Below are 15,678 nucleotides of genomic sequence, written 5' to 3'. Positions count from 1 at the left end.
TGTTTTAAAACAAATTGGAGGCTTATTTATTCAAGTTCCAGTTATAATCCTTATATTTTACTTTAGCGTTTTTATTAATTTTGATTGTACTATAGTTATTCAGAAAATCGATTATACTCCCGTAAGATTTAAAATCGCTAGAGAACCAATCAAAAATCTTTGAAATTTCAACAGCATCTTTAGAGATTGTATTCTTTGAAGTATCGTTAACAAAACGATGTGCTGCAACGTCTAACTGAGCCTCTAATGTCTCTGCTATATAAGCCTGATTCAATAAATTAGGACAAGAATACGATGCACAATTTATAGCAAAATGAATTCTAGGTTCATCCATTTTACGAAGAATTTTATGTTCAATATCTCCTAAACTATAGGTTTTATTTGCTATTACAATAAATTCTTGATCCCAAGGATTCTTAATATCTTTTATGCTTTTAACAGGATAATTATCTAAAATTAATTTCACTGTAAAGGCATTGTAGGCATTAATCCAATACGCTAATTTTTCATTTTTAGTCCACGATTCTGAAGGCGCATGAGTTTTCAAAACGTTTAAATAATCTTGAAGTTTATCTTCGTCTGTTTTAAAACCTTCGTAATTTACATGCCCTTTCTTTGTCACATATTTAGACAATAGCGTATTCCAAAGTGTATGATCTACAGACATTGGTATTTCTAGTGTATTTACATTATATTTCTGAAAATTAACGTGTAATTCGCTCACTGTTTTAAGATTAGAAAATCCCATTAAAGGCGCTATTAATAGAATTAAAAAGTAATTTTTCATGTATGCAGTATTTGTATTAAATTATTTAAATATATAGTTTACAGACAACGCCAATATCCCGATCCAACCTTCTCCAACTTTTTCTCCGCGTGTAATAATATTAATTTCTCTACCAAATCCCAAAGAAGCACCTGCATTCCAATGCCGTGATAAGTTAAACAAATAACCTCCGTTTACCCATGGTTGCAAGACAACATTATAAGTCTCTCCCGATGTCGGATTTAAAGTGTTTAATCCATCTTTCCAGTCTGTCCACATATTCCATGTATCTAAAGACACACCTGCAATAAAATGTCCCATTCCATAAGGAACGTATCTCACTACACCTAAACTTCCTCCAACCCCTTGGGCTGTTTCATCATCGTTATATTCACTAAAATCTTGCCTGTCTGCAAAATTCCCTCCAACCCTAAATCGTAAGGCCCACTTTTCGTTTAAAAATACATTAGAAGTTAGCATGGGCATAAATCCGGCAGGATATAATTGAAGCTCTGTTCCAAATTCAATTTTACGTTTAAAACCATCCTTTTTTTGAGCATTAACTAAAAATGAAGCCGCAAAAAATACAATGACTAAGATTTTTTTCATTTAAGTTCTTTAGTTTAAAGACGCTAATAATTTATTTTCCTAACAAATAAAAATTCACAATTATTTTTTAAACACATATTGTAACACCTTTAAAAGAGTAAATCTTATTATAAAACGAGAAAGCTAAAAATTTAAATGTCAGGAATAGATTTTAGTTACGTCTGTTTATAAGACATTAAATTAACCGATGTGGAACAATAATTCAGAATATAGAATTAAAGCCAATCATTTTAGAAAAAAGACTTTATATATTACAACATTATTTTGAATACTTTTGGTGATTACAAAACAACTGAATTCAAAAAAACTAACAAAACTGCAGCAATACTAAAGTTATTTTAGTTTAGAGATGATACTTAAAAAAACAGTTAACTATGTTTATATTAGATGCTAATGCACCGAATAAATTGGAGCATTACTTAAAACAAAATCGATGGCTGTCTGATAAAGACCGTATTCTTGCTTGCATTAAAGCTGGTGAGGGAAATATGAATTATGTATTGCGTATAACCACAAATCAAGGTTCCTTTATTATTAAACAGTCACGCGGTTACGTAGAAAAATATCCACAAATTAAAGCGCCAGAAAAACGTGTTCTTACTGAAGCTGCATTCTATACAAAAATAAGCACCAAAGAAACACTTCAAAATAAAATGCCTGAAATACTAGGCTTAGATTCCGTAAACAACATTTTACTTTTAGAAGATTTAGGACAAGCAAATGATTTTAATACCTTATATAAATTAGATCACACGCTTTCTAAAAACGATATTAATATTTTAGTACAATATCTAAATTTATTACACGACAGTTTTAAAAAAGAAGACCTAGATAATGAACTAGCCAATTTAGAAATGCGTAAATTAAATTACGAACACATCTTTCATTATCCTTTTTTAGAAGAAAATGGCTTCGACTTAGATAGCATACAGCAAGGTTTACAAACTTTAGCTTTAAATTATAAGAAAGATGCCCTTTTAAAACAGAAAGTAGCACTTTTAGGTACACATTACATGGCCAATGGTAAATACTTACTGCATGGCGATTATTATCCTGCCAGTTGGTTATCGACCACCCAAGGCATTAAAATTATAGATCCTGAATTTTGTTTTTACGGTTTAAGAGAATTCGATTTGGGTGTGTTTATTGCGCATTTATATTTATCTAATCAGAAACAAAGTATTATAGATTTAGTCATTGAAAAGTATTATAATTTTGAGGCGTTAAATCAACCTATTTTAAATGGATTTATTGGTATAGAAATTATGCGGCGTTTAATAGGATTAGCACAATTACCATTGCAATCGAACATTAAAGACAAAGAAAAACTACTAGCATTCGCTTATCATTTAATTACAACATAAGGATAAAATTTTACACATTACTATTAATTATATTACTTACAAATAGTATTATGGCACAGACTAAATGTGGTTAAACATCTATATTATAAGAAGTATGCTAGACACACCTTCTAAAAAATTCTTAGAAGTCTCTTCTCTATAAAAAAAAACAATAAGGAAGTAAAATATGCACGACGTGCTTTACTAGATTTTGAAGGACATCTTTAATAATAATAAATTTTAGATTAGATATAGAAACAATCTTCCGTTCCGGTTCTTCTCTAACTTTAAAATATTATTCTTCTATACAATTATAACAATATTGATATAACATTTTAAAATGATCTTTCATTTTTTGTTTGGCTAGTTTCGGGTTTTGATCCTTAATAGCCTCATAAATTTCTGTGTGTTCTTGGATGCCTGAAACTGCTCGATTTTCATCACAAACATGATGCTTTTTAAAATTAGTAATAATTTCAGGAGTAATAATAAGCATTAAACTATTTAAAGTACTATTATCACAAGCATCGGCTATAGCTAAATGAAATAATAAATCTTCTTGCACAGCATCTTCCCCTTTTAAAACTTTCTCACAGTACCCATCAAGAGCATTTTTAATTTGAATTAAATCTCGATCTGTTCTTCTAGAAGCAGCGAATCCAGCAGTTTTTAATTCCAATAAAATCCTTGTTTCTACCAACGATTTAAAATCAGGACTTTTTAAACGAGAAATACTATCAATCATTCCATTCATGCCAATCGTTCCAATATTTGCAACAAATGTCCCACTTTGGGGAATAGATTTTAACAAGCCATAAAACTCTAACTTTTGTATAGCTTCGCGTACAACACTTCTACTTACACCAAACTTTTCAGATAACATCCGTTCCGATGGTAATTTATCTCCAAGTTCTAAATTTTTATAATTAATTAAATCTCTTATTTTCGAGATAATAGAATTTAACACTTCTTGATTGTAACTTTTTAAGTTACTTTTTATTTCATACATACTCCTTTTGCTTATTAAAAGTCTGACTAACCAGTCAAATCAAATAAAACAATTTATAAACTTTAGACTAAAACTTTGTCTATAACGTTTATTTTTTCTGCCAATAAATTTATTAAAGATTTGAATTACTATCTGTAAACTATATTAATATTTTTTTTGATAAATTTAATATAAATTAAACACAACAGATATTTTTTTTATACGCTTAGACCAAAACCACTATACTTTTAGGCATTTTTATACTGATATTAATGATAAAAAAAAAGTATTGATTTGAGATGTAAATTATATGAATATGATTGTATTGAAAACAAAAAATAAAAATTATTACAATAGTGATTTTCTGAATGTAAAAAATTGTATTCCGCTTTATCTAATACTATAATTTATACAATCAGTTTAAATTACTGATAATGGTAATAGTAAATACAAACACATATTTGAGCACGAATATTTTTATTATACTGTATTGGCAAATCGTTTTTATTTAATTCGTTGCTTTTATCCGAATTTGAGACACTAACAACTTAAAAAAGATAGAAGTTAAATTTTTATTATACTCAAATGCTGCATTAATTTTTTTTGGAATCCACACGCAAATAGGAACACCATACAAAAATTTTCATCGACTAAGCCCCCTTTTTATGATACAATTCTGTTTCTTTAAAAACCTCTTCAAAATCTAGAGATTTTAAGCTTCTTTATTTGATTCTAACTAAGTATAAATCGCCATTATCGTAATAGCTTATAATATAAAGAACAGGAGAAAAAATCACGAAACAAGGCGATATACAACAAAAACTGTTAAGGTAAAAAATGAATAATCTTTCTAACTTTAAATACACGTTTAAGTCTTACTCTAGTATTTCTTTAATTTTCTGTTCTAATGCTTTTCCCCGTAAATTTCGGCTAATTATAGTACCATGTTGGTCGATTAAATAATTACTAGGAAGTAAGTTTATTCCATACATCATTGCGCCTTCGTTTTTCCATAATTTCAAATCACTTACATTGGTCCAATTAAGATTGTCTTCTTCTATAGCTTCTAACCATTGTGTTTTATCCTGATCTAAAGACACCTGAAAAATTTCGAATCCTAAGGCATTAAATTCATCGTAATAGTTAACCAGATTTTTATTATCGGTTCTACACGGTGCACACCAACTTGCCCAAAATTCTAAAAGGATTAATTTTCCTTTAAGTTCTGAAAGTTTTTTCTTTTGGCCATACCGATCGGTACTTTCAAAATCCACATAGTGTTCTCCAATTTTCGGATTTTGATAAGAGGCAATATATTTACAGATTTCTTTACCGTAAATGGAGTTTCTAATATTATCTGAAAACAGGTTATATAATGGTTCGGTATATTCTTTTTTCCAAGAGATATACCATTCTGAAAGCACGTATGCTCCTAAAATATGATCAGAATTGCTTTTTACAAAATCCGTAAGTATGTTTTTACCTTCCTCTCTTGTAAGCGTGTCCACTGCTTTATATAACTTCGTGTATGTTGTTTCAGAATAAGATCCAAGAATTTCTGCATCTCCAAAATTTACGGCTGAAGCATTAAATATCATGGGTTCATTTTCTATCCAAAAATCATTAAACAGAACATTATCCGGGCTTTTTAAAACACCCAGAAACGGAAAATTACTGCACCGAGAATTAAAATAAAATTGATTATCCTGAACGTTTACAGAATCTATTACGTTTTCTGTAGCAGCATCTATTAGATACAAAACGGTTCCGTTTTTCAATGCATTAGTCGTTCCTCTTAATGAGAATTCAGACTTTGGTTCTTGATTACAAGACGTAAACATTATTAATATTAAAAATACAATGACTTTCATGATGTTCCGTTTTTAAAGAATCTATGACTATATTATCGCCTAATAATTATGTTATTCCCTCCTCGAGATTCTCCCGCTTTTCCAAGGGTATTAAACTTCCAACTAAAGCCTATCATAAAATATTGTTGCAATACACTGCTTTGCCTATCTTCTATATAATTCTGATTGATAACCCGTCTGGAGTTATTATTTTGATTCAATAAATCGTAAGCTTTTAGCGTTATAGATCCCTGATCTTTTAAGACAGAATAAGATAAGGTAGAATTCCAAAACCAGGCACTTTTTTCAAAACCATCTGCTATATTGGGATTATAATTGTAATTTATAACATTGCTCCATTCTAATTTTTTACCAATATAATTCCTAGAATTAAGATACAAGCGATGTTCTGTGTATTCTTGTGTATTAAATACATTTGTATCAAAGGTATTATGGGTAAAATCTATATTATAATAGGCGCTCAATTCCGCAACCTCTTTCCATAAAAATCTTAAACCTAAATTTGGCCTTATAGATTTTCTTAACGATGCATATTGCACATCATTAGTAAAGTTTATATATCTGTTTATTGAATTCCCTACACTTACATTTAAATTAAGCGTTATTAAACTATCTATTTTAACCTTCTTATTAAAACCTGCGTCTATGTAAAACCTATAATTTCCATCTACATTTTCGTACGTAGTTACCTTTTCTAAATTTTCATTAATACTTGTTTTAGAAATTACCGCATCGTTTATAATACTCGTGTAAGTATATAAATTAAAACTAACACCTTTCTGAAAATTATTTTTATTAAAGTAGATATTGAAATTATGATTATCTGTAGGACTTAAATCGGGGTTACCAACTACAATATCTAAGGGATCTGTAATATCTACAAAGGTTTGTAATTGGTTAAGCGATGGCACATCGTTTCTTAAGTCGTAACGTAAGCCTACTCGAGTTTTAGTACCATTATAGTTTAAACGATACTGTACTGCCGCAGCGTTAAAATGACGTTTTAAATCGAATTCTGGACGTAAGGCATCCTTATTTTCAAGTGTTCTAAAAATAATATCTGTTTTTAAAGACGTGCTCCATTTATCCTTTTTGTACTCCAAAGCCGCAGTTGGTGTACTTGTAATATTGGCATACTCGTAATCTGAATTAAAAGCTGTATTTGCGGTAGGCTCGTAGTCTAACGAATCATCATTATAATCGAACGATGTCCTTGTGTTTAATCTAGTATTATCTCGGTAACCATAACCAAGATCTAAAAACAATGCTTTATCTATTAGTGGTAATCTGTAAGCAGCAGCTACAATAAATGTTTTGTCTGAATTGTCGGTTTCTCGCAACTGATTAAGGGTTGTAGTTTCCGGTGTATCACCAAGTATATTTACTTCATTTTCCAAACTGTTTTCATCATCAGTTTGAATGGTTCTATAAAACACATCTAGTTTTAAAAACTCCCCCTTTTTTCCTATAAGCTTAGTAACGTTTGTATTGTTCTGAAATTCGGACTCTTCAGTCTCTGTAAACGAATAACTAGAAGAGTTATTAATAGCTGTGCCCTCTTCGCCATAAGAGTTCTGGTTTTCTTGGTAAGTATTGGTTCTGTTTATTTTTCTCACCTGTGGTCGTAAGGTTATTAACAAGGTAGAATCTATTTTAAATATAATATTTGAATCGATACCGTGTTGTTCTGCATTTTGTGAAGCTTTAGAATAGGAGCTCGTAAAATACCGACTGTCTGACAATATGTTTTCACGTTCTGAAATACTTTCATTTTCATTCTGAGTATTCGAACCAAAATAACTGGCTGAAGCTTCTGCGACTTCTCCCCAATCATCGACATAATTAAAACCAAAATTTCTGGATGTAATAATTCCATCGACACCATAATTAAAAATCTGGCTATTAGTATCGTAAGATGCTCTACCTCCAAACATTTTATCTATTTCTCCATAACTAAAGCCTGGTTCATTAATATTATTAACTCCAACTAAGGCACTTATTCGTAAATCGTCGTTAAACTGATTGTACATACCTGCTAGTTGGTAACGTTTATCTGTTCCGCCTCCAGCAGCTACACGTCCGAATACACCTTTATTATTTTCTTTTTTAATAACCAGATTTACAGTTTTATTTTCGCCATCTCCCGCTTCTCCTGTAAAAGCTTCATCATCGGTTTTAGTATCTGAGACTTGAATTTTTTCAATAATGTCTTTACTTAAATTTCGGGTTGCAATAGTTGGATCGTCTCCAAAAAAAGCCTTCCCGTTTACTAAAATCTGATTAACGGGTTTTCCATTAATTTTTATCTTACCATCGGGATCCACTTCTACACCAGGTAATTCTTTCAGCAAATCTTCTATATTCGCATCTTTTTTTGTTTTAAAAGACTTCACATTAAATTCTAAAGTATCTTTTTTTATGGTTACTGGCGCTTGAGATTTTATTAATACCTCATCTAGTGTAGCGGTATTTTCTAAAAGTTTAATTGTCCCCAAATTTATTTCAGGTTTATCTAAACTAACTTTAGTTTTATATGTTTTATACCCCATAGAAGAAACATACAAATCGACCTGCTTATCACTGATTTTATTTTCTAAAATAAAGGCTCCCTTTTGGTTAGAGATGGTATAAGTTATTAAAGTACTATCTGTTTCCCGCTGTAAATACACGGTGGCTGCTTCTAACGGGCTGTTATCTACTTCGGAAATTAATAATCCTGAAATTTCAAAGGCTTGCTGCTGGGCATAAGTTATGCTAACAAAACATAAAGTTAATAATACGAGTATTTTTTTCATGTGATAGTAAAAAGTTTATTTCTATTATTGACTATAATATCAATCTAAAAATACTTCACATCAATGGTATTATTACTTATAAATGAGTTATTGGCAGGATTGAATTAGTATTCGGGTGCCTAGTATTAGAATTTATGCTTATTACTTTTAAGTAGATAATTCGCGAAGGGTTTGTTCCTTTTTATGTTTAGACACACTAACCGTACTACCATCTTCCATTAAAATATAACCGCCATCTCGTTTTACGTAAGATTTTACATGATTTTTATTTATTAAATGGGATTGATGTGTTCTAATAAACCCGTATGCCGATAATAATTCGTCCCATTCTTTTAAGGTTCTAGATACTAAAATAGAACGCTTATCGGTCATGTAAAACATAGTATAATTATTCTCGCCTTTACATCTAATAATGTCATCTACGGTTACAAAAAACAATTCATCGGCGGTTGGTAAAGCTATTTTTTTTGGTCCTTGATTACTTTTTAAGTTTTCAACTAAGGTCTTTAATTTATGATTTTCTTTTTTCTGCTTTACTACATTCAAAACATTTTGGACTGCTTGTTGTAATTCGGAAATCACCACTGGTTTCATTAAATAATCTAAAGCACAAGAGCGTATTGCCTTTAAAACATACTTATTATATGCAGTCACAAAAATGACCTCGAAGTTTACAACGGCCAGATCTTCTAACATACTAAAACCATTTTTCTTCGGCATTTCTATATCGAGAAACACTAAGTCTGGCTCATGTTCAGTAATAAGAGACAAACCTTCGTCGGCCGAAGATGCTGTAGCCAAAACTAAAACCTCGGGACAATGCATTTCTAATAACCGTTTAAGGTTTTCTTGGTTATGCAACTCATCATCTATAATTATACTTTTAAGTTTCATATAGGCTGTGTTAGTACCGTAATGGCATTATTATTTTTACTTCTGTCCCTGTTTCTACATTACTATATTCAGAGCGATCTGTTATGTTAATTTTAGCGTTGGTTTTATAGGTTTCATTTATTAAACGGATACGGTCTTCTGCCAATTTTAAACCATATTTATTTCGATTCAAATCTGTTTGTTTTTGAGCTTTTGCAACTTTAACACCAATACCGTTATCGGTTACGATGCATATAAGGTTTTTGTCGTCTGTATTAAATGCGACAGAAAGTGTCCTGTTTGTATCTATTTCTTTTAAACCATGAATAATTGCATTCTCTACAAAGGGTTGCACCAACATCGCAGGAATTTCCAATTCATCTTGATTTATGGTATCATCAATAAAAATCTGATACTCAAATTCGAGTCGTAATTTTTCAATTTCTAGGTATTTTCTTATCGATTCTATTTCATCTGTTAAAGATACTAGTCCGCTTTCTGTTTTGTCTAATGTTAATCGCATTAATTGCGAAAACTCGGTTAAATAATGATTCGCTTTTTCATTATCACCTTGATTAATTAAATTTTGGATAGCACTAAGGGCGTTAAACAAAAAATGCGGATTCATTTGCGACCGAAAACTCTTTAATTGCATCTCAGTAAATAAACGTTTTGAATGTTCTTTCTTTCGAGCGACGGCAATTTGCCACTTAATTAAAAAGTAACTAAGCAATATTAAAAGCAGCACACCTAAGATGATTAAACCATTCTTGTTTTTCTGAAAAAACGTGGCTTTTTTAAATACTAGTGGTTCCAAAAAACCGACATTTAAATACTGATCTGTATCTGCAATCGTATTGTATAACACCACATAATTTCCTTTTCTATAAATGACTATAATGTAGTTTAAGTTGTCTGAGGTTGCCACATAATCTACAGGATAAATATCTTCAGCAAACTGTACTTCGTCTGCTTTAAGTGTAATGCTACTCGTTTTATCATACCAAACATCTGTAAGTGATTGAGGTATGCGATTTAAATTTTCGGTATACGATTTTGTTAAGGTTAAAATTTTAGTACCTTCATCTAGAAATAGGTTACCATTAGTAAGACTAGAAATAACAATGTCTTTTTTATTGTCTTGATACCAACAACTAATATGTATTTCATTTGGTTGTTGGATGATATCTTCATAATAAAATAATTCATTGTGCAGGACAAGATAATCTGAAGTTATAATCAGGCTATTCTGAGACTGATTACCTGTCCACGTTCCGTAGAGAGTATCTGGCAACTGCGATGGCAACAACCTATAGCCTTGAGCAAAAAGCATTACAGGTGCTAAAATCCATAAACATGTTAAAAATATGCTACTTTTCAAGGCTTTTAATATTATATTTATTATTCTACTTTTCTATAAATTGCATTTGGGAAACCAGCAGGCGTAATAACATAGTTCTGTCCTATTTTCTTAGCCTGAAAAGCATTATAGTTTTCCCCATTATTCAAAAGAAACCAAAGTTCACCTTCAGAAGAACTTCCTATAGAAATAATTTTATTGTTTTCAACCTCATTTACATTAGGAATACCGGTATCATCGTTATAAAAATAAGTATCGGTAATCTTTATTTTTTTCACCCCAGCATAATGAAGCCAATTCCCTTTTAAGTCTTCAGGCACCTTAAGCTTTCTATCGTCTCGTTTTAAATTTAATATCTTTTTATGCTTTAGTGTTAATACATCTGAAGTCTGACCTAAAACTTCAAAGTCTCCTCCGGAAGTAACAATAAGAAACGTATTTTCTCCTGTTTTATATAGTTTTTGATACCTATAAATTTTAAAATTAAATAAGATAAACTCAGGTGTTATACAGGTGATTAAGGTGTCGTATTTATCGTGCCAATTCCCAAAAACGGACTTCGGTAAATCGGAAAGGCCTATCTCTTGATGCTCGGATATTTTAATATCAATAAAATTTTCCATTGTTATAGGATAGCCTATTATTTGCTCATCGGTATTAGGACTAGCAGCATAGGTTTTAAAAATATAGTTATCGCTATTAGAAATGTCGATATTTTTAATGGCCCAGTTAGATTCTCCAAATCCTCTTTCTCCATAATTAATGTGGGTAACCTCATGAGATACTGGCGGAAAATATAATTTATATAACATGCCTGTGCTGTTATTTACAAAATTATTATCCGTAATATTTAAACCTACCGCCTTAGTCACGAATAATTTTTGACCTTGGTTTAAAGCATCTATAATATGTGTGTTATCTGGAATAATAAAAGCGGTACCAGCTTGCATCTTGAAATATAGTATGGTTTCAGAATCTGTTAATTCAATTTTTGTTAAAGTTGCAGGAAAACTGATCCCGTCGTGCACGGGAGAATAAATAACTTTTTGAGCCACACTGTTTTGAAAAAATAACAGCAGTGCTAGAATAAAAAGGGCATTTTTCATAACAAATTGATCTAAAACAAATTTAGCACCTTTACGTCATAAATTCTGCCTTATTTAGAATTTGGCGCTTACAAATGAGAAATTGGCCTTAATACTATAGAATACCTTTAAAACAGTTATTAATAAAAATGGATTGAAACTAAAAAATTAACATTCCTACTTTGAAAGTTAAATCTAAAGAAGACAAAACAGCCTTTAATCATGAGGATCATGAAATAAAGGCTGCTCTTATTTTATTGAATATGATTAACTAATTTTAAAAAAAGAAATAACCGATAGAAACTTGAATGACTCCATTTTTGTTCTTATCTGAAAATCCATCTACGCTATTAATATCTGTTAATCCTGAATTAAGTCCGTTGTTTAATTTATACTACCGTCTTTTAACAAATTTACGGTTTTTACATCATTTCTATCTAATCAAATTGATATAAATTAATACTAATTGATATATTCTTTTACCACTGTCTCTTCTATTCCAGTGTAGTCGGCATCAACCTGTGAAAAGCGCATACCATTCAAATATACCCACCTGTAAAAGCCAATATATAAGGAAGTTTTCTTCTTGGCATGTTATGAATTTTTAAACCAGACTTGTGTAATATCAAATCTTCACAGTTTTAAGGATTTCATTAGTAAAAGTGAAACCAAAAGACAAAACCTAACGAAGTGGTTCAGCGAAGCTAAATATCAAGAATTAAAGCGCTTCAAAAGGAGACTGAACAGCTTAACAAACTACTCTTAAAAAAGAATCTTGATGCAATGGCTGAACGCGTAAACGGCATCTTAAAAGACGAGTTTTATCTAGACCAAACCTTTGATAAGGGAGCTCACGCAAAAGAGTTAAAAAAATATAATTAATTTATACAACGAAATAAGATTACATTTATCTTTAGATTATAAAACACCAAATATGGTATATCAATTATCTACCTAAAAGCAATTTTAACCTGTAGCCATATTTCAGAACAAGACATATGAAAAAAAACAAAAATTGATTGAAAATTTTAGAAATATTGAATATTTAAAATCCGGAAACACAAGACAAAGACTTGCTTATTCTGAAATCAAAAAACATAAAATTTTAGAGAAACTTAAAAAATATAATCCAATTTTGACAGGAACTATTCCAATTGAAATAGATGTACCCGAAAGTGATTTAGACATTATTTGTGAGTGTCAAAATCATTCTGAATTTAAAGCATATTTATTAAAACATTTTTCTGACAAAAAAGACTTTAAAGTTTATTCAACCAAACATGATGGAATGGAATCAACTATTGCGGAATTTAAAACGAATCATTTTTTGTTTGAAATTTTTGGACAAAATATTCCTACCGTAAAGCAAAACGCTTATCGCCATATGATTATTGAAAATAGAGTTTTAAATAAAAAAGGAAGTGAATTTAAACAGAAAGTAATAGAGTTAAAATCAAACGGAGTAAAAACGGAACCTGCTTTTGCCAGATTATTAGGATTAGATGGAGATCCGTATGCTGAATTATTAAAGTTGGAAACATAAATAGTATATATAATTTATTGCTAGTGCTCGCCCACTTGCGGAATATTCTATTCGATTTTTATTTATTAACTTTACTATGTAAAAACAGCCAACAAAGCTTAAACAACAACTTCGTAACCAATTAAAAAAAATAAAATGTCAATAACATCAGAATCAGAATTAGTAGGAATGAAAAAAATTAGTGAAGTTGTTGGAACGACACTAAAATTAATGAGAGCATATGCTAAAGTTGGTATGTCAACTAAAGAGCTTGATGATTATGGTGGTGAAATTTTAAAGCGTTACGGTGCTAAATCTGCACCTTATGAAACTTATGGCTTTCCTGGTTATTCTTGTATAAGTATAAATAAAGAAGCGGCACACGGCATACCATCAGAGAAAAAAATATTAAAAGAAGGAGATTTAATTAATATTGATGTATCTGCAGAACTAAACGGATTTTGGTCTGATAATGGAGGTTCTTTTGTTCTTGGAAAAGACATTCATAATCATCAACCTCTTGTAGATGCTTCCAAACATATTTTACGCAAAGCCATACAAAATATTAAAGGCGGTGTGAGAATCTCTGAAATTGGATATTTAATAGAATCTGAAGCAAAAAAATCAGGATTTAAAGTCATTAAAAACTTAGCTGGTCACGGCGTTGGAAGAAGTTTACACGAAGAGCCAGAGAATATCTTAAACTACAGAGTTAAAAGTAACAGAGAACGATTCAAGAAAAACACAACAGTAGCTATTGAAACGTTTATCTCGACAAATTCGACTGTTGCCGTCGAACTGAATGATGGTTGGACGTTAGTAGGAAATAAAGGAGGTTATGTAACCCAACACGAACACACCATACTGGTAACAGACAACTATCCTGTTATTTTAACAAAATCGAATGACATTTGGGATTAAGCCTCTGCCTAAATAACCTTATTTAGGCAGTTTAAAACTTACGAACAGTCTTTACAAATCCCTGTTAGAACACAATTTACATTTTGAACTTCATATCCATTAGGAACTGAATACGCTACAGGTACCTGCAAACATTCAATTGAATCGCACGACAAACATCGAAAATGAAAATGATGTTGCATAACCGCTACCTGATTCTCACATTTTTTACAAATGGCAAAGTATTGTTTCCCATCCTCAGCAACAATTCTATGTACTAAATCATCCTTACAAAATCTATTCAATACTCGGTATATAGTAGCCCTATTTATTTTAATATCAAGTTGTTTTTCAATAGCGTCCTGACTCAATGCCTTTTTTGAATTTGAAAGTAAATTTAAGACAGCGTCTTTTGTAGGTGTATTTCTTCGATTCATTTATTATTGCGAATTTGTTGCAATAATACAAAAAGATTGTATGTTTGTCAAAACATAATTGCGACCAATTCGCATTAACGACTTATAATGACTAGAAGAGAAACCATAAAACTATTTGGGGTATCAGGTTTAGTATGTGCACTACCGAGACCCATTATTGCTCTTCGCTGAATATAATAACAAAATGAATAAAAAAGAATTTGAAGTAATAATTATTGGCGGGAGTTATGCTGGTCTTTCTACCGCAATGGCTTTAGGACGTTCATTGAGAGATACATTAATAATAGATGCGGGAAAACCATGTAACCGCCAAACACCACATTCTCATAATTTTCTGACCCAAGACGGAAGTACGCCTCAAGAAATATCTGAAATTGTTAAACGTCAATTGTCTAAATATGACAGTATCAAATTTTATAACGGACTTGCCGTAAGTGGAAAGAGCATTAAAAAAGGTTTTGAAATCACGACCGCTAATGGAGATGTTTTTACTTCGAAAAAATTAGTTTTTGCTACAGGAATTAAAGATATAATGCCAGATACAAATGGCTTTTCCCAATGTTGGGGCATTTCGGTAGTGCACTGCCCGTATTGCCACGGTTACGAAATACGACATAAAAAAACCGCTATAATTGCTAATGGAGAAAGAGCATTTCACCTGACATCTTTAGTAAACAATTTAACAAAAGAGATAACAATAATTACTTCGAGAACAAAAGACTTTGAAGAAAGCCTGCTCGATAAATTAAAGCAGTACAATATTAAAATTATAGAAAAAGAAATTTCAAAAATCGAACATAAAAAGGGACAGTTAGAAAGCATTGTATTCAAAGATGGGAGTATAGAAAATTATGAATGTGCATATGCTTCAGTACCGTTTGAGCAAAACTCTACCATACCTAAAGTATTAGGTTGTAAATTTACTGAACATGGACATATTGAGGTCAATTCTATGCAAAAAACTACAGCAGAAGGCATTTTTGCTTGTGGTGACAATAGTACAATGATGCGTTCTGTTGCAATAGCAGTTTCTAGTGGAAACATTACAGGTGCTGTTATTAATAATGAACTAACACAAGAGCGTTTTTAATATGGTTGAAGTATTTATAACAAACGTAAAATCAGAATG

At 30.9% G+C, this 15,678-nt stretch carries 13 protein-coding genes; 4 read left to right on the top strand and 9 right to left on the bottom strand.

Annotation, left to right across the window (positions count from 1 at the left end):
* Positions 1–22: 22 nt before the first annotated feature.
* Positions 23–787, bottom strand: a complete 765-nt coding sequence (locus Q1B05_RS11135; protein ID WP_299780655.1) for a DUF547 domain-containing protein — start codon at positions 785–787, stop codon at positions 23–25.
* A gap of 21 nt (positions 788–808) precedes the next feature.
* Positions 809–1,375 (bottom strand): hypothetical protein, encoded by a 567-nt coding sequence (locus Q1B05_RS11130; protein ID WP_299780653.1) that lies wholly within the window; start codon positions 1,373–1,375, stop codon positions 809–811.
* A gap of 374 nt (positions 1,376–1,749) precedes the next feature.
* Between Q1B05_RS11130 and Q1B05_RS11125 the strand changes: the two genes are divergently transcribed.
* Positions 1,750–2,739 (top strand): phosphotransferase, encoded by a 990-nt coding sequence (locus Q1B05_RS11125; protein WP_299780651.1) that lies wholly within the window; start codon positions 1,750–1,752, stop codon positions 2,737–2,739.
* Positions 2,740–3,013: 274 nt separating this feature from the next.
* Here Q1B05_RS11125 and Q1B05_RS11120 read toward each other — a convergent pair whose 3' ends face one another.
* The 6 genes from Q1B05_RS11120 to Q1B05_RS11095 form a co-directional block, all read right to left on the bottom strand.
* Positions 3,014–3,727 carry a FadR/GntR family transcriptional regulator gene (locus Q1B05_RS11120; RefSeq protein ID WP_299780649.1) on the bottom strand — a complete coding sequence of 238 codons (714 nt, stop codon included), beginning with the start codon at positions 3,725–3,727 and terminating at the stop codon, positions 3,014–3,016.
* An 854-nt stretch (positions 3,728–4,581) separates the two neighbouring features.
* Positions 4,582–5,577: a peroxiredoxin gene (locus Q1B05_RS11115; RefSeq protein ID WP_299780647.1), complete on the bottom strand. Its 996-nt coding sequence runs from the start codon at positions 5,575–5,577 to the stop codon at positions 4,582–4,584.
* Positions 5,578–5,609: 32 nt separating this feature from the next.
* Positions 5,610–8,372 carry an outer membrane beta-barrel protein gene (locus tag Q1B05_RS11110; RefSeq protein WP_299780646.1) on the bottom strand — a complete coding sequence of 921 codons (2,763 nt, stop codon included), beginning with the start codon at positions 8,370–8,372 and terminating at the stop codon, positions 5,610–5,612.
* Between the two features lie 147 nt (positions 8,373–8,519).
* On the bottom strand, positions 8,520–9,266 hold the full coding sequence (locus Q1B05_RS11105; protein WP_299780644.1) for a LytTR family DNA-binding domain-containing protein: 747 nt from the start codon (positions 9,264–9,266) through the stop codon (positions 8,520–8,522).
* A gap of 10 nt (positions 9,267–9,276) precedes the next feature.
* Positions 9,277–10,626 (bottom strand): histidine kinase, encoded by a 1,350-nt coding sequence (locus tag Q1B05_RS11100; protein ID WP_299780642.1) that lies wholly within the window; start codon positions 10,624–10,626, stop codon positions 9,277–9,279.
* A 20-nt stretch (positions 10,627–10,646) separates the two neighbouring features.
* A complete protein-coding gene (locus Q1B05_RS11095) occupies positions 10,647–11,711 on the bottom strand; it encodes a hypothetical protein (RefSeq protein ID WP_299780640.1) in 1,065 nt (354 codons plus the stop codon).
* A 994-nt stretch (positions 11,712–12,705) separates the two neighbouring features.
* On the opposite strand from Q1B05_RS11095, the gene Q1B05_RS11090 reads away from it, so the two are divergent.
* A complete protein-coding gene (locus Q1B05_RS11090; RefSeq protein ID WP_299780638.1) occupies positions 12,706–13,233 on the top strand; it encodes a DUF4269 domain-containing protein in 528 nt (175 codons plus the stop codon).
* Between the two features lie 135 nt (positions 13,234–13,368).
* Entirely contained in the window at positions 13,369–14,133 is a 765-nt protein-coding gene (gene map, locus Q1B05_RS11085; protein WP_299780636.1) for a type I methionyl aminopeptidase, read from the top strand.
* A gap of 38 nt (positions 14,134–14,171) precedes the next feature.
* Here the strand turns inward: map and Q1B05_RS11080 are convergent, their stop codons facing one another.
* Complete coding sequence (locus Q1B05_RS11080; protein WP_299780634.1) at positions 14,172–14,549, bottom strand: transcriptional repressor; 378 nt, start codon at positions 14,547–14,549, stop codon at positions 14,172–14,174.
* 157 nt (positions 14,550–14,706) lie between these two features.
* Here Q1B05_RS11080 and Q1B05_RS11075 point away from each other — a divergent pair, with 157 nt between their 5' ends.
* Entirely contained in the window at positions 14,707–15,639 is a 933-nt protein-coding gene (locus Q1B05_RS11075) for an NAD(P)/FAD-dependent oxidoreductase (RefSeq protein WP_366944367.1), read from the top strand.
* The last annotated feature ends 39 nt before the right edge of the window (positions 15,640–15,678 follow it).

Source organism: uncultured Formosa sp. (assembly GCF_947500765.1).
GTDB lineage: Bacteria > Bacteroidota > Bacteroidia > Flavobacteriales > Flavobacteriaceae > Formosa.
This window is presented reverse-complemented; position numbering and strand designations above follow the sequence as displayed.